The 20,234-nt window shown below is 43.6% G+C and carries 18 protein-coding genes and 2 rRNA genes (1 of these 20 cut by a window edge); 7 read left to right on the top strand and 13 right to left on the bottom strand.

Annotated elements, in window-relative coordinates; translation table 11 throughout:
- Positions 1-29: 29 nt before the first annotated feature.
- Positions 30-1,529: a helicase HerA-like C-terminal domain-containing protein gene (locus tag DYC50_RS03110; RefSeq protein WP_115248955.1), complete on the bottom strand. Its 1,500-nt coding sequence runs from the start codon at positions 1,527-1,529 to the stop codon at positions 30-32.
- A gap of 174 nt (positions 1,530-1,703) precedes the next feature.
- On the opposite strand from DYC50_RS03110, the gene DYC50_RS03105 reads away from it, so the two are divergent.
- From DYC50_RS03105 to dtd, 3 genes are read left to right on the top strand one after another with little or no spacing between them, the layout of a single operon-like run.
- Entirely contained in the window at positions 1,704-2,201 is a 498-nt protein-coding gene (locus tag DYC50_RS03105) for a YchJ family protein (RefSeq protein WP_115248954.1), read from the top strand.
- Complete coding sequence (locus tag DYC50_RS03100; protein ID WP_115248953.1) at positions 2,177-3,040, top strand: virulence factor BrkB family protein; 864 nt, start codon at positions 2,177-2,179, stop codon at positions 3,038-3,040. Before DYC50_RS03105 ends, DYC50_RS03100 begins: the two co-directional genes overlap by 25 nt.
- Complete coding sequence (gene dtd, locus DYC50_RS03095) at positions 3,040-3,474, top strand: D-aminoacyl-tRNA deacylase (RefSeq protein ID WP_115248952.1); 435 nt, start codon at positions 3,040-3,042, stop codon at positions 3,472-3,474. The genes DYC50_RS03100 and dtd overlap by 1 nt, the downstream gene beginning before the upstream one ends.
- Positions 3,475-3,556: 82 nt before the next feature.
- Here dtd and DYC50_RS03090 read toward each other — a convergent pair whose 3' ends face one another.
- Positions 3,557-3,892, bottom strand: coding sequence for a DUF496 family protein (locus DYC50_RS03090; RefSeq protein ID WP_115248951.1), 336 nt, complete (start codon positions 3,890-3,892; stop codon positions 3,557-3,559).
- Positions 3,893-4,112: 220 nt separating this feature from the next.
- Between DYC50_RS03090 and serC the strand changes: the two genes are divergently transcribed.
- The 3 genes from serC to aroA all read left to right on the top strand — a co-directional run bounded on the left by serC (position 4,113) and on the right by aroA (position 7,682).
- Positions 4,113-5,195, top strand: a complete 1,083-nt coding sequence (gene serC, locus DYC50_RS03085; RefSeq protein ID WP_115248950.1) for a 3-phosphoserine/phosphohydroxythreonine transaminase — start codon at positions 4,113-4,115, stop codon at positions 5,193-5,195.
- A gap of 86 nt (positions 5,196-5,281) precedes the next feature.
- Entirely contained in the window at positions 5,282-6,382 is a 1,101-nt protein-coding gene (hisC, locus tag DYC50_RS03080; protein WP_115248949.1) for a histidinol-phosphate transaminase, read from the top strand.
- Between the two features lie 7 nt (positions 6,383-6,389).
- A complete protein-coding gene (gene aroA / locus DYC50_RS03075; RefSeq protein ID WP_115248948.1) occupies positions 6,390-7,682 on the top strand; it encodes a 3-phosphoshikimate 1-carboxyvinyltransferase in 1,293 nt (430 codons plus the stop codon).
- 85 nt (positions 7,683-7,767) lie between these two features.
- On the opposite strand, the gene gshAB is transcribed toward aroA, so the two are convergent.
- From gshAB to trmJ, 9 genes are all read right to left on the bottom strand, one after another.
- Positions 7,768-10,044 carry a bifunctional glutamate--cysteine ligase GshA/glutathione synthetase GshB gene (gshAB, locus tag DYC50_RS03070; RefSeq protein ID WP_115248947.1) on the bottom strand — a complete coding sequence of 759 codons (2,277 nt, stop codon included), beginning with the start codon at positions 10,042-10,044 and terminating at the stop codon, positions 7,768-7,770.
- 192 nt (positions 10,045-10,236) lie between these two features.
- Positions 10,237-10,575 carry an ISC system 2Fe-2S type ferredoxin gene (gene fdx, locus DYC50_RS03065; RefSeq protein ID WP_017805156.1) on the bottom strand — a complete coding sequence of 113 codons (339 nt, stop codon included), beginning with the start codon at positions 10,573-10,575 and terminating at the stop codon, positions 10,237-10,239.
- Between the two features lie 5 nt (positions 10,576-10,580).
- Positions 10,581-12,446 (bottom strand): Fe-S protein assembly chaperone HscA, encoded by a 1,866-nt coding sequence (gene hscA / locus DYC50_RS03060; RefSeq protein WP_115248946.1) that lies wholly within the window; start codon positions 12,444-12,446, stop codon positions 10,581-10,583.
- An 11-nt stretch (positions 12,447-12,457) separates the two neighbouring features.
- The gene (gene hscB / locus DYC50_RS03055) at positions 12,458-12,976 is read right to left on the bottom strand and encodes a Fe-S protein assembly co-chaperone HscB (protein WP_115248945.1); all 519 of its coding nucleotides are present in this window, start codon (positions 12,974-12,976) and stop codon (positions 12,458-12,460) included.
- An 11-nt stretch (positions 12,977-12,987) separates the two neighbouring features.
- Positions 12,988-13,311 (bottom strand): iron-sulfur cluster assembly protein IscA, encoded by a 324-nt coding sequence (gene iscA, locus DYC50_RS03050; RefSeq protein WP_035686194.1) that lies wholly within the window; start codon positions 13,309-13,311, stop codon positions 12,988-12,990.
- Between the two features lie 62 nt (positions 13,312-13,373).
- Complete coding sequence (iscU, locus tag DYC50_RS03045) at positions 13,374-13,757, bottom strand: Fe-S cluster assembly scaffold IscU (RefSeq protein ID WP_035686196.1); 384 nt, start codon at positions 13,755-13,757, stop codon at positions 13,374-13,376.
- A 31-nt stretch (positions 13,758-13,788) separates the two neighbouring features.
- Positions 13,789-15,003, bottom strand: coding sequence for an IscS subfamily cysteine desulfurase (locus DYC50_RS03040; protein ID WP_115248944.1), 1,215 nt, complete (start codon positions 15,001-15,003; stop codon positions 13,789-13,791).
- Positions 15,004-15,099: 96 nt separating this feature from the next.
- Positions 15,100-15,570 (bottom strand): Fe-S cluster assembly transcriptional regulator IscR, encoded by a 471-nt coding sequence (iscR, locus tag DYC50_RS03035; RefSeq protein WP_035686202.1) that lies wholly within the window; start codon positions 15,568-15,570, stop codon positions 15,100-15,102.
- Positions 15,571-15,628: 58 nt separating this feature from the next.
- The gene (trmJ, locus tag DYC50_RS03030; RefSeq protein WP_103854777.1) at positions 15,629-16,363 is read right to left on the bottom strand and encodes a tRNA (cytosine(32)/uridine(32)-2'-O)-methyltransferase TrmJ; all 735 of its coding nucleotides are present in this window, start codon (positions 16,361-16,363) and stop codon (positions 15,629-15,631) included.
- 172 nt (positions 16,364-16,535) lie between these two features.
- Between trmJ and suhB the strand changes: the two genes are divergently transcribed.
- Positions 16,536-17,339 carry an inositol-1-monophosphatase gene (suhB, locus tag DYC50_RS03025; protein ID WP_115248943.1) on the top strand — a complete coding sequence of 268 codons (804 nt, stop codon included), beginning with the start codon at positions 16,536-16,538 and terminating at the stop codon, positions 17,337-17,339.
- A gap of 577 nt (positions 17,340-17,916) precedes the next feature.
- On the opposite strand, the gene rrf is transcribed toward suhB, so the two are convergent.
- Together rrf and DYC50_RS03015 are read right to left on the bottom strand one after the other, a co-directional pair.
- A 5S ribosomal RNA gene (rrf, locus tag DYC50_RS03020) occupies positions 17,917-18,032 on the bottom strand.
- Between the two features lie 91 nt (positions 18,033-18,123).
- Positions 18,124-20,234: ribosomal RNA gene (locus DYC50_RS03015) — 23S ribosomal RNA — on the bottom strand (it continues 890 nt past the right edge of the window).

The following is a 20,234-nucleotide window of genomic DNA, read 5'->3' as shown; positions in this document are numbered from 1 at the left end:
TCATATTATTATTTTCTTTCATTAATTTTTTATTTCTTCAACGCCCCTAAAATCCCGCGCATAATTTGCTTGGTGATTTGGTTGCGAATGTTGCGTCCGACGGATTTCGCTACGCTGCTCACCACTTGTTCGGTAACACTCAGTTGTTCGCCGCGTTTTTTCTTGCCAAACAACATTCGGCTTAAACTTCCCATAAAGCCGTTTTCTTCTTCCTCTTGGGCTTGTTCCGCTTGTTTTTGTGCGACAGCAGCCAAATCTGCTTGCTCTTGTAACATTTCAAAGGCTGAAACGTTATCCACATAATTATTGTAATAAGGGTAAAGATCATCGTCTTTCACCCATTGGTTGCGCTGTTCAGCAGAAATTGGTTTAAGCTGACTTTTTGGTGGATAAATATAAGCAATTTCCACTGGTGCTGGCATACCTTTTTCGTCAAGGAAAGACACCAAAGCCTGTCCCACACCCAAAGTCGAAATGGTTTCCACCACATTCACTTTTGGATTGGTACGAAACGTTTCGGCCGCCGATTTCACGGCTTTTTGATCGCGTGGCGTAAAGGCGCGCAAGGCGTGTTGCACGCGGTTTCCTAACTGCCCTAACACCGTATCAGGCAAGTCTAATGGATTTTGTGTAACGAAATAAATCCCTACCCCTTTAGAACGAATCAAACGCACCACTTGCTCCACTTTATCCACCAATGCGGCTGGTGCGCCGTCAAATAATAAGTGCGCTTCATCAAAGAACATCACAAATTTTGGTTTATCAGGATCACCCACTTCAGGCAGTTGCTCAAATAATTCCGCCATTAACCAAAGCAAAAATGCACTATACATTTTTGGCGAATTAATTAATTTTTCTGAATTTAATACGTTGATCACGCCACGTCCATCACGGGTTTGTAACCAATCATCAAGGTTTAAAGCAGGCTCGCCAAACAATTTGCTTGCGCCCTCGTTTTCTAAGGCAAGCAAGGCACGCTGAATTGCGCCCACACTAGCGGCGGACACATTGCCATATTCCAATTGGAACGTTTTGGCATTTTCTGCCACATATTTCAGCATTGCACGCAGATCTTTCAGATCGATCAGCAATAAGCCTTTATCGTCCGCCACGCGGAATACCAGATTGAGCAAGCCCTCTTGCGTAGCATTGAGATTCAATAAACGAGAAAGCAACAATGGCCCCATTTCAGAAATGGTGGTACGCAATGGAATCCCTGTTTCGCCAAATACGTCCCAGAAAGAAACAGGATAGCCTTGCAAATAGCTTTCGCCGCCTAGATGAAATTGTTCGATGCGCTCTGCTACTTTGCCTTGGAATTCCCCGGCTTTTACCAAGCCCGACAAATCCCCTTTCACGTCCACCAAAAACACTGGCACGCCATCATCGCTGAACGCTTCCGCCATTTTGCGTAAAGTAACGGTTTTTCCTGTCCCTGTTGCCCCTGCGATTAAACCGTGGCGGTTTGCCATTTTGGCAGTTAATCCTAAAACTTCGCCTTGTTCCGTTTGTGCTAATGAATATTGCATATAAGCCTCTGAAATCGATCAAAATGTGGGTGCATAATAAGAAAAAAATAAAGTGCGGTCAAAAATTATCACAAATTCTGCTCGCCCTATTTTCTTTTTGGCAAATGAAATCATCAACTTGATGTGATATGCTTAGGCTAATTTGCCAACTAGTTGAAGGATCATTGTTGAAAAATGGACGAAAAAACCACCGCACTTTGTCCTTGCCAATCGGGTAACGCATATCAAGATTGTTGCCAACCCTTACATCAAAAGCAAAAAATTGCCCAAAACGCCGAACAATTAATGCGTTCGCGCTACGCTGCATTTGTATTGCAAGATATTGATTATATTGTAGAAACTACCGTACCAAGCCAGCAAACACTGTTAGATTATGACGCCTTAAAACAATGGGCGGCACAAACCCAGTGGCTGGGCTTAGAGGTGCTAAAACACGATGCTAAATTAGATAAAACTCATAGTACGGTGGAATTTAAGGCGAAATTTTTAAGCGCTGAGGGCGAGCAAATTCATCACGAAAAATCCTTATTTGTAAACGTGGGGGAACGCTGGTATTTTGCCGATCCCACTGTTACCCTGCCTGCAATGAAGCAGCCTTGTATTTGCAGTTCAGGGAAGAAATTTAAACATTGTTGTGGAGTCATGTTATGTCAGTTTTATGGCGAAAACTAAGCCTCTTTCTCAAAGTGTTTTGGTTGCGTTTCAATCAAAATAAACTCACCCAAGCGGCGGGTTATCTCACTTACAGCACAATGCTGGCGCTTGTTCCGCTGATTATGGTGATTTTTTCCATTTTCTCGGCTTTCCCTGTATTTAATGAAGTAACCGGCGAGCTGAAAGAATTTATTTTTACCAATTTTGCGCCTTCCGCTAGTGATACCGTGGGCGAATATATTGATCAATTTGTCGCTAATTCAAAACAAATGAGCGCAGTTGGGATCATCAGTTTAATCGTGGTCGCGCTGTTGCTGATCAACTCAATTGACCGTACCCTAAACAGCATTTGGCACGATGGCAGTGTGCGTCCAACGGTGTTTTCTTTCGCCATTTACTGGCTGATTTTAACCCTTGGGCCAATTATTATTGCCACCAGTATCGGAATTAGCACCTATGTAACCTCGTTAGCGAGAGATTTTCTGCAATCTGATTTGAGTTTGCCTTTTGGCTTAAAATTACTTCGCTTTATCCCTTTTATGCTCACTTGGTTTATTTTCACTTTAATTTATAAAATTGTGCCGAATAAATCTGTCAGCATTAAACATTCTGCTGCTGGAGCGTTGGTCGCTGCGGTGTTCTTCACCTTGGGCAAACAGGCCTTTGCGTGGTACATCACTAATTTTCCCTCTTATCAGCTGATTTATGGCGCAATGGCAACATTGCCAATTATGTTACTGTGGATTCAGCTCAGCTGGATTGCCATTTTGCTCGGCGCGCAACTGGCTGCGGTGCTGGGCGATATGCGTTTATTAAAAAATGGTGAGATTAAATTACAACAAATTGAGGAACAATAATGATCGCATTAATTCAACGAGTTAGCCAAGCTAAAGTGGAAGTCGATGGCAACATCACAGGGCAAATTCAGCAAGGTTTGCTAGTGCTGCTTGGCGTGCAAAAAGAAGATGATGAAAGCAAAGCGGAGCGTTTATTGGAAAAAGTCCTGAACTATCGCGTTTTCAGCGATGAACAAGGAAAAATGAATTTAAACCTCCAACAAGTAAACGGCGAACTGCTCGTGGTTTCCCAATTCACCCTCGCTGCCGACACGCAAAAAGGCCTACGTCCTAGCTTTTCCAAAGGGGCAAATCCCGAAGAGGCGGAACGACTTTATAACTACTTTGTGCAAAAGTGCGGTGAAAAAATCCCAACATTTACAGGTAAATTTGCCGCCGATATGCAAGTGAGCCTGACAAATGATGGGCCAGTAACCTTTTGGTTGGAAATATAAAACAGGAGCAGCACTTAACCTGTCTTGTTAGGCCTGATATAGAAATAAAAATGGGCATAATCGCCCACCTTTATAAATCAAACTATTTCTTTGCTCGCTCAGCGTGCGCTTTTTTCTGCTCTTTCATTTTTTGGCTGATTTCTTTGCGTTGTTTAGAAAGCTCTGCATTACGGATAGTGTAATCATCTACACGGCTTTCGTAGTCATCACGCATATTTTCGATAATTACGCGAATGTCTTCCACGCTCATATCATCGCGGATATATTGGTTTAAGTTGTCTAATAAAAGTACACGTTTTTGGTTGTCACGGATTTTGCGGTTATTGTCATCAATATCACGCAATAGTTTATTTTTTAAACGATACATACGCACATACTCCAAGACATCTTGGAAAGATTGTTTATTCACAGTTTCCATAATTTAACTCTCTAGTGGGATTAATATAAATTCAGTGGGCGAAAACGCCATTGCGTGGGTTAATGTAGTCTTTTTTGCTTTTTTCGTCAAAGTATTCCGCCATTTTTTGTGGGGAAAATCAAAAATTTTTCTGAATTAAATAAAAGCGGTTGATCCGCCTCCCTTGAGGTGATAAAACTAACAAATTCTTTTTACACAACATCATAATTAGGAACGAAAAATGACACAGGTATTTAATTTTAGCGCAGGCCCTGCGATGATGCCGCGCGAAGTGTTAGAACAAGCGCAAGCGGAATTATTAAACTGGCAAGGTCAGCACACTTCAGTTATGGAAGTGAGCCACCGCGGTAAGCTGTTTATGGAACTGATTACCCAAGCAGAAAAAGATTTTCGCACGCTTTATCATATTCCTGATAATTACAAAATTCTCTTTTTACAGGGTGGGGCGCGCGGACAATTTGCCGCCGTGCCGATGAATTTAATTGGCGAGAAAGGCAAGGCGTTATATTTAACCAGTGGTCATTGGTCGGCAACAGCAGCCAAAGAAGCCCGTTTATTCTGTGAAGTCGATGAGATCAATATTTTATCCGAAGGTGCCGAATTAAAAGTGGAGCGCCTTGATTTCAGCGATATTGCCGATCAGTATGATTATGTGCATTATTGCCCGAATGAAACCATTAGTGGTGTGGAAATTTTTGATGTGCCAAAGGTGGGTAATGCGGTATTAGTGGCGGATATGTCTTCCAATATTCTTTCTCGTGAAATTGACATTAACCAGTTTGGCATTATTTATGCGGGTGCGCAGAAAAATCTTGGCCCAGCGGGCATCACCATTGTGATCGTGCGCGAAGATTTAATCGGCAAAGCACGTAAAGCCACGCCATCTATTTGGAATTATGAAGTGCAAGCCAATAGCGATTCGATGATCAACACCCCACCAACTTTTACGTGGTATTTGTGTTCTTTGGTGTTCAAATATTTGCTGGAACGCGGTGGCGTAAAAGCGGCGGAAAAACGCAATCAAGAAAAAGCACAGCTGCTTTATGATTATTTAGATCAAAGTGATTTCTATCATAATTCTGTGGCAAAAAATAACCGCTCTTTAATGAACGTTACCTTTAGCACAGGCAATGATGAATTGAATATGAAATTTGTTGGCGAATCCGCAGAAGCTGGTTTGCAAGCCTTAAAAGGTCATAAAGTGATTGGCGGAATGCGCGCGTCCATTTATAACGCAATGCCGATTGAAGGGGTAAAAGCCTTAATTGCGTTTATGGAAAAATTTGCTGCTGAAAATCGTTAATTTTATTTTTATTATCAAAGGCTTGTTGATTATCTAGGCAAGCCTTTGTTATTCGCTGTATCAACAAGTAAAAACAAGGAACAAAAATGCAATTTATTGATGTTGCAAATGAGGGGGTGAAATCTCTCTCCCCTTATCAAGCAGGCAAACCCATTGAAGAATTAGAACGTGAGCTTGGCGTGCAAAATATTGTGAAATTAGCCTCTAACGAAAACCCTTTTGGCTTTCCACAAAGTGCGATTGACGCCATTCAAGCGCAGTTGCCGCACCTTACACGTTATCCAGATGCAAATGGTTTTGAATTAAAAGCCGTAATCGCCGAAAAATTTGGCGTGAAGCCTGAACAAATCACCCTTGGCAATGGCTCGAACGATTTGTTGGAATTATTCGCCCACACTTTCGCCAGCGAAAAAGATGAAATTATTTATTCGCAATATGCTTTTATTGTCTATCCGTTAGTTACGAAAGCCATTAATGCAGTAGCAAGAGAAATTCCTGCCAAAAACTGGGGACACGATTTAGACGGCTTTTTGCAAGCGATCAATGACAAAACCAAGCTCATTTTTATTGCGAACCCGAATAATCCAACGGGAAATTTCCTTTCCCAACAAGAAATTGAACAATTTTTAGCGCAAGTGCCTGCCCATATCATTGTGGTGCTTGATGAAGCCTATACAGAATTTACTCGTCCCGAAGAACGCATTGATTCTTTTGCCCTTGCGAAAAAATATCCAAATCTAATTATTTCTCGCTCCCTTTCAAAAGCTTACGGATTGGCGGGATTACGCATTGGCTATGCGGTGTCTAACCCTGAAATTGCGGATTTATTAAACCGTGTACGTCAGCCGTTTAACTGTAACGTACTGGCGCTTTCCGCAGCGGCAGCGGTGCTGAAAGACGATGCTTTTGTCGAAAAAGTGGCCGAAAACAACCGCACTGAAATGCAACGCTATGAACAATTTTGCCAGCAACATCAGCTGGAATATATTCCGTCCAAAGGCAATTTCATCACCATTGATTTTAAACGCCCTGCACAGCCTATTTATGAACAATTATTGCGTGAGGGCGTGATTGTGCGTCCAATCGCAGGTTATGGAATGCCAAATCATTTACGCGTGAGCATTGGTCTGCCAGAAGAAAATAATAAATTTTTCACCGCACTTTTGAATGTATTAAATAAGGGCTAAAGGGAATATGGAAAAATTAACGCTACAACCTATTTCGTTTGTGGAAGGGGAAATTAATCTCCCCGGTTCAAAAAGTTTATCCAACCGCGCCTTGTTATTAGCCGCGCTCGCCAAAGGCACAACGCAGGTGCGAAATTTGCTCGATAGCGATGATATTCGTCATATGCTCAACGCCCTGCAAGCCCTTGGGGTGAAATATCAGCTTTCTGAAGATAAATCGGTCTGCGAAATCCAAGGCGTTGGCGGTGCATTCCAATGGCAAAGCGGCTTATCCCTTTATTTGGGCAATGCCGGCACGGCAATGCGTCCTTTGAGCGCCGCATTATGCTTAAAAGGCGAGCAACCTGCGGAAGTGGTGCTAACGGGTGAACCAAGAATGAAAGAGCGTCCCATTAAACATTTGGTGGACGCATTACGCCAAGTTGGCGCGAATATTAGCTATTTAGAAAATGAGGGCTACCCGCCCATTGCCATTCAAAATAGCGGTTTAAAAGGCGGAAAAGTGCAAATTGACGGATCAATTTCTTCGCAATTTTTGACCGCACTTTTAATGGCCGCACCGCTTGCGGAAGGGGATATGGAAATTGAGATCATCGGCGATCTGGTTTCCAAACCTTACATTGACATCACCCTTGCAATGATGAAAGATTTCGGCGTTACCGTGCGTAACGATGGCTACCGCACGTTCTTTGTACAAGGCAACCAAAGTTACATCTCACCCAAACGCTATTTAGTGGAGGGCGATGCCTCTTCCGCTTCTTACTTCCTTGCTGCAGGCGCCATCAAAGGAAAAGTGAAAGTTACCGGCATTGGCAAAAATTCCATTCAAGGGGATCGTTTATTTGCCGATGTACTAGAAAAAATGGGCGCGAAAATCACTTGGGGAGAAGATTTCATTCAAGCGGAAAAAGGCAATCTCAAAGGCATTGATATGGATATGAACCATATTCCTGATGCTGCAATGACCATTGCCACCACCGCGCTTTTTGCCGATGGCGAAACCGTGATCCGCAATATTTATAACTGGCGTGTAAAAGAAACCGACCGCCTTAGCGCAATGGCCTCCGAGCTACGCAAAATCGGCGCTGAAGTGGAAGAGGGCGAAGATTACATTCGTATTCAACCGCTGCCATTAGACCAATTCCAACCCGCGGAAATCGAAACCTACAACGATCACCGAATGGCAATGTGCTTCGCCCTTGTAGCACTTTCCAACACCCCAGTTACCATTCTCGATCCTAAATGCACCGCGAAAACGTTCCCAACGTTTTTTGCGGAGTTTGGGAAGATTGCCAAATGATGTTTTTATATCCTAGATAAAAGAAGCCCCAAGGTATTTGCCTTGGGGTTTATTTCTTATATGAAATTATAAAAGTGCGGTGGTTTTATAAAGATAATTCTGGGAATAACATTTTAATCACGTCCAATGTGAGGCGGCGGGATTTTCCTGAGTAAGGGAAAATGTGCATCATCATCATTGGATTAAAGTTGGCTTCGATTACGCCCCAAGATTGCAAGCTTGGCTCAGCGGGCTTGTGGAGATCAGGAATAATCAGATCCACGCCACAAACTGCCGCGCCCATTGCTTTGGTGATGCCAACTGCGAGCGCTTTATAGCTTGGGTGCATTTCATCGGTCATATCAATGCTATCACCGCCTGTGCTGATATTCGAATTTGCGCGTAACTGCACAATGCGTCCTGCTTCAGGAACGCTATCCACCGTTAAGCCTTGCTCTTTGAGTTGTAGTTTCTCAATATCGCCAAGGGCAATTTTTTTCAATGGCGTACGGCTACCATCGCCACGCAATGGGTGATCGTTTTTCGCCGCGACCAATTCTGCCACGCTGTGTTTGCCATCACCCACCACATTGGCTGGCACGCGTAATAGCACGGCAAGGGTTTCATCACCTAGCACGAAGAAACGATATTCCGTGCCGCTTAGATAATCTTCCACCATCACTTCTTTATCTTCACGGAAGGCAATTTCAATGGCTTTGGCAAAATCTTCGCGGTTGCTGACCCCTTGTTGGAAAATGGTGATGCCTAAGCCGTAATTGGTGGATTTTGGCTTAATCACTACGGCGCGCCCTTCAAATAAGCCGTAATTCGCAATGGCTTGTTCGGCGGAGGTAAATTCCAAACTTTGTGGCACGTTAAAGCCTGCTTTATGCAACACTTTTTTGGTTACCACTTTGTTTTCCATAATTAATGGTGAAATGTAGCTGTCTTTTGAGGTCATATTTCCGTTTTTCACATATTCAATATGATCGCCCACTTGCAAGCAAAGGAACTGATCCTGCTCGTCCAAAATTTCTGTTTTGATGCCTTTTTGGATCAAATCAAACAATAACGCTTGGGTGGATAATTCCATATTATCAAAGGCTTCCAATGCATAAAAACGCTCAAAAGCATTGGCTTTATATTGTTGCGCAAGGGCTGCCCCAAGTTTTTGATAATCACCTGCTTTTTCAATGGCTTGCACTAAACGTCCGCCAAGGGTTAAAGCTGGATCGGCAAACTGTTGTAATTTTTGTTGCACGATTTCACTGATTTCTTGCGGTGCGTGAATTTCTTCCAACATTGCAAGCAGTTGATGAAGCAGGGCTTCTCCCTCTTGGCGATATTGGGTTGGGGCAAGCGGATTTTCTAATGCCACTTCAGCCAATCTGGCTTTACCGAGTTCCACACCATTTTGATCCACTGTTTCATCAAGCCAAATCATTAATAAAACGAAGTAATGGATAAATTTCGCATCGCTGAGGGTGATACCGTATTGATCGAACGGGTTAAGATCGAACAAGCGAAACTCTAAATATTGAATACCGTTGTTGAGCAATTCACGGGCTTTTTTCGCGCCACGCAAACGCACATTGGAATAAAACTCTTTTTCGGCGATCAGCTTTCCGCTGTTTACCCAATGCTCAAGACTTTCTACATATTGCTCAATGCTGTCGAAAGACACTTTGATTTCAGGAGCATTCACATAGCCATATTGGCTTGAACGCAGGCTTCGCACATACTGCCCCGCTTTTAATGGGTTACCTTGTTTGAAATAATTGTCTTGCACCGTTGGCGTGGCAGCCAGTAGATAGAGCAGAACCCACTGATAGCGAAGAAAATTTTTCGCCATTTTGAGATATAAATCGTTCTGAAATTGCACCGCACTTTGATATTTTGACTGTGCTTTAAAAAGGGTCTGTACCAGTTCAGGATCAAGCTGGAAGTTGTAATGAATCCCACTCACCATTTGCTTATTTTTGCCGTAAGATTTCACCAAATGCTCACGATATGCCACATCTTCGGGGTTATCTAATTGAGCGACCTGAATTTTATCTTCAGGCGGCAACCCTGCTGGCATACTTAGCGGAAACAAATATTCATCTTCTGGAATAGAACGCAGCACCACTTGATGAATGGCAGAAAGCCAACGCAGGCTATCCTCCAATTTATGCTGTGGCGGGGTGATCATTTCCACTTGGCTTTCAGCAAAATCCGTTTGAATATAAGGGTGATACGATCGATTGCCAAAAACCTTAGGGTGTTCAGTGGTTACGATAGAACCGTCTGCGTGTAGACGCTGGCTCTCTTTTTCAATCCCAAATGAGCCTTGTTGGAATAACAGCCCAAGATGGTTTTGCTTAATGGTTTGTTGGATTTTCATATTTTTCCTTCTATTCAAGGTCAGGACAATGCTGACTATTATCTAAGCTCATTACTAAAAAGGCAAAAACTAAATCTTTATGAGTTATAGCGATTTGATCTTAAACAAACCACGACATATTTCGCCATAAAATAGATAGGCGGATTTTACTCCGCCCCAGTTAAATCTTAGTTAGTTTTTGCTTAGCGATGCTTAATGCTCTTCTCTTGCGTGGTTTAAGCTGTATTTTGGAATTTCCACCACAAGATCTTCATTACCAATTTGGCATTGGCAGCTTAAACGGCTATCTACTTCTAAGCCCCAAGCCTTATCTAGCATATCGTCTTCCGCTTCGCTGCTTTCGTTTAAGCTATCAAAGCCTTCGCGAATAATCACGTGGCAGGTGGTGCAAGCGCAGGACTTATCGCAAGCGTGTTCAATTTCAATGCCTGCATCTAATGCCACATCTAATAAATTATCCCCTTCGGCAGCGTCTACCACCATTCCTTCCGGACAAAGGGTTTCGTGAGGTAAAAAAATCACTTTAGCCATAATCACTATTCCTTAAAATTCTCAATTTCATCAATAGAATGCCCTGAAAGTGCCGTTCTGATGGATTTATCCATACGGCGTGCGGCAAATTCTTGCGTGGCACGATCCAAGGCTTTAATGCCTTGCTTAATGGCAAGGCTATCTTCTTGTTGTACTAATTCTTGCAGCGAAATTAACGCATTTTTCACCGCACTTAATTCTTCATCATTCAACAGACTTTCGTCCTGTTGCAAGGCAGAATGCACGCTTTCAATCACACGGGTTGCTTCCACGCGCTGTTCCGCTAATAAACGTGCTTGAATGTCTTCTTTGGCGTTTTCCATTGAGGCTTTCAGCATTGCGGCAATTTCTTCATCGGTTAGCCCGTAAGAGGGTTTCACCTGAATGGAAGATTGCACGCCAGTGGATTTTTCCATTGCGGTTACACTCAGCAAACCGTCTGCGTCCACTTGGTAGGTTACGCGAATATGCGCAGCCCCTGCTGCCATTGGTGGAATACCACGCAAGGTAAAACGCGCTAGAGAACGGCAATCTGCCACCATTTCACGTTCACCTTGCACAATATGCACGCTCATTGCGGTTTGACCGTCTTTAAAGGTGGTGAACTCTTGCGCTCTTGCCACAGGAATGGTGGTGTTGCGTGGAATAATTTTTTCCACTAAACCGCCCATTGTTTCAATCCCTAAGGAAAGCGGAATCACGTCCAATAGCAGCATTTCGCTATCTGGCTTGTTGCCCACTAAAATATCTGCTTGAATCGCCGCACCAAGTGCTACAACTTTATCAGGATCGATAGAGGTTAATGGTTCACGTTGGAAAAACTCACCCACTTTTTCACGCACAAATGGCACACGGGTTGAACCACCCACCATCACCACTTCTCGCACATCTTGCGCACTGATGCCTGCATCTTTTAATGCACGGCGACAAGCCATTAATGAGCGCTTCAGCAAAGGCTCAATGAGCTGATTAAAGGTTTCGCGGCTAAGCTCGCCTTGCCAATTTTGATATTCAACGCGGCTGCTTTGCGCGTCAGACAACTCGGTTTTCAGCTGTTTCGCTAAATTCCAAAGCTCACGGGTTTGTTGATCATTTTGCGGTGCAATGCCAGATTGTTCCACGATCCAATCGGCGATGAGATGATCGAAATCATCACCGCCCAATGCGGTATCACCGCCCGTAGCCAGCACTTCAAACACGCCTTTGGATAAACGCAAAATGGAAATATCAAAGGTGCCGCCGCCTAGATCGTAAACCGCAATGACACCTTCTTGTCCGCTGTCTAAGCCATAGGCAATGGCGGCTGCGGTGGGTTCGTTAAGTAAACGTAATACGTTTAACCCTGCCAATTTCGCTGCATCTTTGGTGCTTTGACGTTGTGCGTCATCAAAATAGGCTGGCACGGTGATCACCGCCCCTTGCAATTCGCCGCCGAGGCGTTTTTCTGCAAGTGCGGTCAATTTTTTCAGAATTTCGCTTGAAACTTCAATCGGGCTACGCACACCTTGTGCGGTTTCAAATAAAGGCAAACCATTTTCACTTTGTTGAAAACGGTAAGGCAAATTCGGGTAGCGATTTTGTACGTCCGCCAATGAACGGCCGATTAAACGCTTAACAGAAATAATGGTATTTTGCGGTTCAAGACTAGCTAATTCCCTGGCTTCATACCCCACAAGCACGGGCTGATTGGCAGAAAAATTAACAATTGAAGGCGTTAATGCGCGCTCTTTTTCATCCAATAAAATTTCTGCCATTCCACTGCGCACGGTGGCTACAAGGGAATTGGTTGTGCCAAGATCAATGCCCACCGCTAATTTGTGTTGGTGCGGTGCGCTGGTTTGCCCCGGTTCCGCAATTTGTAATAAAGCCATTGTTATTCTCTTTAAAAATCCATTAAGTTGTCTTCAATGCGTTCAACTTCAAGTAACAGTTTTTTGATGAAACGTAAACGATCCGTCAGCATTTGTGCCGTTGCCCAATCTTGCGCAGAAAGTGCGGTGTTTAATTGGCTTAAAATTTCCTGCTGTTGTGCACTGATTTGATCGGAAAACTGCATTAGCGCATCGCTGTCTTTCTGCTGTTCAATGTCTTCAAGCTCTTCGCGCCATTGCATTTGTTGCATTAAAAATGCCATATCTTGGCTGGTTTTTTCTTCCACATTTTGGCTGCCTAAATGCAAGGCAATAATGCTATCAGCACGGGCAATGGGATCTTTTAATATTTGCAAGGCATCATTCACTTCTGCCGATTTTTGCATTGCTAAACGCTGTTCTTGCGTTGAACGATGTGCAAAATTATCGGGATGCAGGGATTTTTGCAATGCCAAATAACGGTTATTCAAGAGATCAAGATCAAGTGAAAATGCCACTGGCAAATCAAACAATGCAAAAGGATTGCTCATTGGTGTTCCTATTAAACGTTAAAACTTTCGCCGCAGCCACATTCATCTTTCACGTTAGGATTGGTGAATTTGAACCCTTCGTTTAAGCCTTCTTTGACAAAATCCAGTTGTGTGCCGTTGAGATACACCAAGCTTTTGGTATCCACGATTACTTTCACACCGTGATCTTCAAAAACTTGATCGTCTTCGTTTAAGGTATCCACAAATTCAAGCACATAAGCCAAGCCTGAACAGCCTGAGGTTTTAATGCCTAAGCGTAACCCAATGCCTTTGCCACGGTTAGCAAGGAAGGTTTTGACGCGATTTGCTGCACTTTCGGTTAATGTTACGCTCATAAGGTTCTCCACAAAATGATGAAAAGTGCGGTTAAATTTCACCGCACTTTTATTTGCTTAAATTATTCGCCGCGTTTTGCTTTGTAATCAGCGATAGCTGCTTTAATGGCATCTTCTGCCAAAATGGAGCAATGCACTTTTACTGGTGGAAGTTCTAATTCTTCCGCAATTTGGCTATTTTTGATGGCTTGAGCTTCATCAAGAGATTTGCCTTTCACCCACTCAGTGATCAATGAGCTTGAAGCAATGGCTGAACCGCAGCCGTACGTTTTGAATTTCGCATCTTCAATGATGCCGTCATCATTCACTTTGATTTGTAACTGCATTACATCGCCACAAGCCGGCGCGCCCACCATTCCACTTCCCACGGTTGGATCTTTTTTGTCGAATGAACCTACGTTACGCGGGTTTTCATAATGATCGATTACTTTGTCGCTATATGCCATTTTTCTGTTCCTTTTGCTAACTTTTGCTAAATTAATGGTGAGTCCACTCAATTGAGTTAAGATCAATGCCTTCTTTGAACATATCCCATAATGGGGATAATTCTCTTAATTTTTCCACCGCACCTTTCACCAGATTGATGGTGTAGTCAATTTCTTCTTCGGTGGTGTAACGTCCCACAGTAAAGCGGATTGAGCTGTGTGCAAGCTCATCGTTTAGCCCTAAAGCACGCAACACATAAGACGGCTCAAGGCTGGCTGAAGTACAAGCTGAACCTGATGAAACTGCAATATCACGCAATGCCATCATTAGACTTTCACCTTCCACATAGTTGAAGCTGATGTTTAGGTTGTTGTCCACACGGTGTTCCATTGAGCCATTTACATAGGTTTCTTCGATGTCTTTTAAGCCGTTGTACAAACGATCACGCAATGCTTTTAAGCGTGGCATTTCGGTTGCCATTTCTTCTTTGCAGATACGATAGGCTTCGCCCATACCTACGATTTGGTGAACAGGTAATGTGCCTGAACGCATTCCACGCTCGTGGCCGCCACCGTGAATAATCGCTTCTAAACGAACGCGCGGTTTACGGCGAACATATAATGCCCCGATACCTTTTGGCCCGTAAAGTTTGTGGCTCGACATTGACATTAAATCCACGTTCAGTTCCGCTAAATTGATCGGTAATTTACCTACGCTTTGGGTGGCATCGGTGTGGAAAATAATTTTGCGTTCACGGCATAGATCGCCAATGGCTTTAATATCTTGGATCACGCCGATTTCATTATTGACGTGCATAATAGACACTAAAATGGTGTCGTCACGCATTGCATTTTTTAATTCTTCTAAGTCGATTAAACCGTCTGATTTCGGTGTTAAGTAGGTAATTTCAAAGCCTTCACGTTCTAATTGACGGCAAGTATCTAGCACCGCTTTGTGTTCTGTTTTGCAGGTGATAATGTGCTTTCCTTTGCTTTGATAAAAATGCGCAGCACCTTTAATCGCAAGGTTGTCGGCTTCTGTTGCACCTGACGTAAACACGATTTCACGGCTATCTGCACCGATTAAATCGGCAATGTGATTACGTGCCACATCAACGGCTTCTTCTGCTTGCCAGCCGAATTTATGAGAACGGGAAGCAGGGTTCCCGAACGTGCCTTCGATGGTTAAAAACTCCATCATTTTTTTGGCAACACGTTCGTCCACAGGGCAAGTTGCCGCATAATCTAAATAAATAGGTAATTTCATTCTACACTCCTAAAAAAATCTATTATTTTGCACCGCACTTTATTTATTAAAGCTAAGAGCTTTATTTTTAAGGCGAAGGATTTTGACGATAAAACACTAAGCGTTTTCGTTTAGCATCACTAAATTGTCAAAATCTTTATGATGACGGTGCTGAGGCTTTTCCTGATGATGTTTTTCCACCAGTTCCGCCAAAGTAATTTCATTTAAAAAATTTTCAATTCGCTGGCTGAGTTCGTCCCATAAAGAATGGGTTAAACATTGCTGCCCGCCTTTGCAATCCCCTTGTCCTAAGCAACGGGTTACGGTGATATTTTCATTCACCGCAGCGATGATCATTCCAATGGAAATTTTATCGCTTGGCTGCCCAAGCTGATACCCCCCACCAGGGCCACGCACACTTTTCACCAAACCGTGGCGGCGTAATTTTGCGAATAATTGTTCTAAATAAGAAAGGGAAATATGCTGTCTTTCTGAAATATCAGCCAAGCTAACAGGGCCATTTTCAGTATTTAATGCAATATCTAAAATCGCAGTTACAGCATAACGACCTTTTGACGTTAATTTCATCTTCTACTTCCTTCTAGCAATTAGGCGGTTATCTTACATAACCTTCTAAATTAGTCAACTATTCCCTATTGAAATTTCCGCTTTTTTCCACCGCACTTAACATTCCGCGTAGGATATTTAATTCATTTTTTTCCACTTCAGCGCGCAGATATAAACGTCTTAATTTTTGCATAACACCTTGATTTTGAATGAAACCTAGCTGTTGATAAAGGCGTTCCGTATGGGCAAAAAAGTATTCTAATTCCTGTGCCGTTGGATAGGTGTTTTCTATTGATGAAAGTGATAAATCCACGTCTTTTTTATTTTCTTCCAACCACGCCATTCGCAATTCATAGCATATTAATTGCACTGCCATTGCTAAATTCAGCGAAGAATAATCAGGATTGGCAGGAATGGTTAAATGATAACGACATTTCAGCAATTCTTCATTGGTTAGCCCAATGCGCTCGCGCCCGAAAACGATGGCGACTTTATGTTGTTTCGCAAAGGCAACCGCTTTTTCCGCACAAGCACGGGGTTCAAGTAAGGTGCTTTGCAAATGGCGCAGGCGAGCGCTTGTGCCAATAACAAATTCACAATCCGCCACGGCTTGATCAAAGGTTGGCACGATAACCGCGTTCTTCACCACATCATCAGCTCCCGCCGCTAATGCAATGGCTTGCTCATCAACAGTTTGTTTTGGTGCAACGAGATAAAGCTGGCTTAATCCCATTGTTTTCATTGCGCGTGCTGCTGATCCAATATTGCCGCTATGAGAGGTTTCTACTAGCACAATGCGAATATTTTCTAACATTTTGATTCTGCATTATCTGACTACAAATTGTGGGTATTCTAGCACAATACCCACAAAGTGCGGTCAGAAATAGGAAAATTTTTCGCGCCCAACAGGGTTTTTCTCGCTTTTTGCTTAAAAAATCACTATAATTCGTGGCCTTAAATGATGTTCTTTAAAATCTGGTGGAAATATGAATCCAATGTTAAATATCGCTATTCGTGCGGCACGAAAAGCGGGCAATATTATTGCTAAAGGTTATGAACGCCGTGATGATATTCAAGCGGTGGCAAAAAGTGCAAATGATTTTGTTACCAATATTGATAAAGCTTCTGAAGCAGCTATTATTGATGTGATCCAAAAAGCCTATCCTGACCATACCATTATTACTGAAGAGAGTGGCGCGTTAGAAGGCAAGGAAAGCGATGTGCAATGGGTTATTGATCCACTAGATGGTACGACAAATTTCATCAAAGGATTACCGCACTTTTCGGTTTCTATCGCGGTTCGTGTGAAAGGCAGAACCGAAGTTGGCGTGGTTTATGATCCTATCCGTAATGAACTCTTCACTGCTGTGCGTGGACAAGGAGCAAAAATCAACGAACTGCGTCTGCGTGCAGAAAACACCAAACGTGAATTACAAGGCGCAATCTTAGCCACTGGCTTCCCATTCAAAAAAATGTCGGCAATGCCAACGCAATTTGCAATGATGAGCAATCTTGTCAATGAAGGAAAAGTGGCTGATTTCCGTCGTACTGGTTCAGCAGCGTTAGATATGTGCTATGTGGCCGCTAACCGTGTTGATGGCTATTTTGAAATGGGCGTGAAAGCTTGGGACATTGCAGCAGGTGATCTTATCGCCCGCGAAGCTGGTTGTTTAGTCACGGATTTTGAAGGCGGTCATAGCTATTTAACTTCAGGCAACGTGGTCGCCGCTCCTGCACGTTTAGTAAAAGAAATCTTAAACCAAATTCAGCTTTGCCTAAAGCCTGCTTAAATAAACTAAGTTAGTATTATTACTTCTTTACACACCTCACTTTGTGGGGTGTTTTTATTTCACTTGAAGTAGCCACTAGGCAGGGCTCGAACCCACTGCACACAATCCCCGGTACTCTTTCAACCGTTCGTCCGCGATCCTCGAGATTCATCGCTTTTCTAGTGGCTAGGTCAAATATAACACATTCAACTTTTATCACAAGTGTGATTATTATGCTCCTAAAGAAGATTATGAATAAAATCATTGCCTAGATAATAACGCCAGCCCTTTCCCACTAAATACTAAAAATTCAAAAATTTTCACCGCTCTTTAAAATTCTTTCTAACCGTATTTCTCGCTTCAATTTCTGGTTTGGGAATAAAAAGTGCGGTGGTTTTTTATCAGATTTTTTGATGGTTATGTGTTGTGGATAGATTTAGTCTATTCTAGCCTGGTAAGATTTTAATGAGCGATTTCGATGATTACCAAAAAATAAGTGAAGAGGAAGCCATGCAATTTATAAAATCAACTAAATCATAATAACAAAAACAAAAAAACGCCACTGAGTTTCCTCAATGGCGTTCTTCTTTTATTCAAAACCTGGCGGTGTCCTACTCTCACATGGGGATTCCCCACACTACCATCGGCGTTACAGCGTTTCACTTCTAAGTTCGGCATGGATTTAGGTGGGTCCACTGCACTAGCGCCGCCAAGATAATTCTTTATATTCTTTATCTTTCTTTATGTCTTTTCTATTTCTTCTTTACTTCTTTAACAAAAACAAGCCAAAACCCTTGAGTGTTGTATAGTTAAGCCTCTCGGGCAATTAGTACTGGTTAGCTCAACGGCTCACACCGCTTACACACCCAGCCTATCTACGTCTTAGTCTCAAACAACCCTTACAGTCTTATAGACTGGGAGAACTCATCTCAAGGCAAGTTTCGTGCTTAGATGCTTTCAGCACTTATCTCTTCCGCATTTAGCTACCCAGCAATGCCTCTGGCGAGACAACTGGTACACCAGTGATGCGTCCACTCCGGTCCTCTCGTACTAGGAGCAGCCCCTCTCAATTCTCCAACGCCCACGGCAGATAGGGACCGAACTGTCTCACGACGTTCTAAACCCAGCTCGCGTACCACTTTAAATGGCGAACAGCCATACCCTTGGGACCTACTTCAGCCCCAGGATGTGATGAGCCGACATCGAGGTGCCAAACACCGCCGTCGATATGAACTCTTGGGCGGTATCAGCCTGTTATCCCCGGAGTACCTTTTATCCGTTGAGCGATGGCCCTTCCATTCAGAACCACCGGATCACTATGACCTGCTTTCGCACCTGCTCGACTTGTCTGTCTCGCAGTTAAGCTTGCTTATACCATTGCACTAACCTGACGATGTCCGACCGTCATTAGCAAACCTTCGTGCTCCTCCGTTACGCTTTGGGAGGAGACCGCCCCAGTCAAACTACCCACCAGACACTGTCCGAACACCCGTTTCAGGCGCTTCGTTAGAACATCAAACGTTAAAGGGTGGTATTTCAACAACGACTCCACGATAACTGGCGTTACCGCTTCATAGTCTCCCACCTATCCTACACATCAAAATTCAAGGTTCAGTGTCAAGCTATAGTAAAGGTTCACGGGGTCTTTCCGTCTAGCCGCGGGTACACCGCATCTTCACGGCGATTTCAATTTCACTGAGTCTCGGGTGGAGACAGCCTGGCCATCATTATGCCATTCGTGCAGGTCGGAACTTACCCGACAAGGAATTTCGCTACCTTAGGACCGTTATAGTTACGGCCGCCGTTTACTGGGGCTTCGATCAGGAGCTTCTCTTTCGATTACACCATCAATTAACCTTCCAGCACCGGGCAGGCATCACACCCTATACGTCCACTTTCGTGTTTGCAGAGTGCTGTGTTTTTAATAAACAGTTGCAGCCAGCTGGTATCTTCGACTGGTTCATGCTCCATTCGCAAAGAACTTCACACTACGCCAGCGCACCTTCTCCCGAAGTTACGGTGCTATTTTGCCTAGTTCCTTCACCCGAGTTCTCTCAAGCGCCTGAGTATTCTCTACCTGACCACCTGTGTCGGTTTTCAGTACGGTTTAGATAAACCTGAAGCTTAGTGGCTTTTCCTGGAAGTGTGGTATCAATTACTTCAGCACCTTAGTGCCTCGTCATCATCTCTCAGTGTTTACAGTGAACCGGATTTGCCTAGTCCACCCACCTACCAACTTAAACGTACATCTCCAACAGTACGCTAACCTAACCTACTCCGTCCCCACATCGCAGTTTATCCAAGTACGGGAATATTAACCCGTTTCCCATCGACTACGCTTTTCAGCCTCGCCTTAGGGGCCGACTCACCCTGCCCCGATTAACGTTGGACAGGAACCCTTGGTCTTCCGGCGAACGGGTTTTTCACCCGTTTTATCGTTACTTATGTCAGCATTCGCACTTGTGATACGTCCAGCAATCCTCTCAAATCACCTTCTTCCGCTTACACAACGCTCCCCTACCCAACAGGCGTATCACTAATATCCCTCTTCGATTCTTTGCCATTACACTCAACGTGTTTTTCGCTTTACCCACTTGCTTCGCAAGTGGTTAATCGTTAAGGCGTATTAGTGATACGCCTGATGCCGCAGCTTCGGTACTATATTTTAGCCCCGTTACATCTTCCGCGCAGGCCGACTCGACTAGTGAGCTATTACGCTTTCTTTAAATGATGGCTGCTTCTAAGCCAACATCCTAGCTGTCTAAGCCTTCCCACTTCGTTTCCCACTTAATATAGATTTTGGGACCTTAGCTGGCGGTCTGGGTTGTTTCCCTCTCCACGACGGACGTTAGCACCCGCCGTGTGTCTCCTGAGTATCACTCTTCGGTATTCGGAGTTTGCATCGGTTTGGTAACC

This window comes from Avibacterium avium (genome assembly GCF_900454535.1).
GTDB lineage: Bacteria > Pseudomonadota > Gammaproteobacteria > Enterobacterales > Pasteurellaceae > Avibacterium > Avibacterium avium.
Note: the sequence above shows the minus strand (reverse complement) of the source record. Positions and strands in the feature narration are given on the sequence as shown.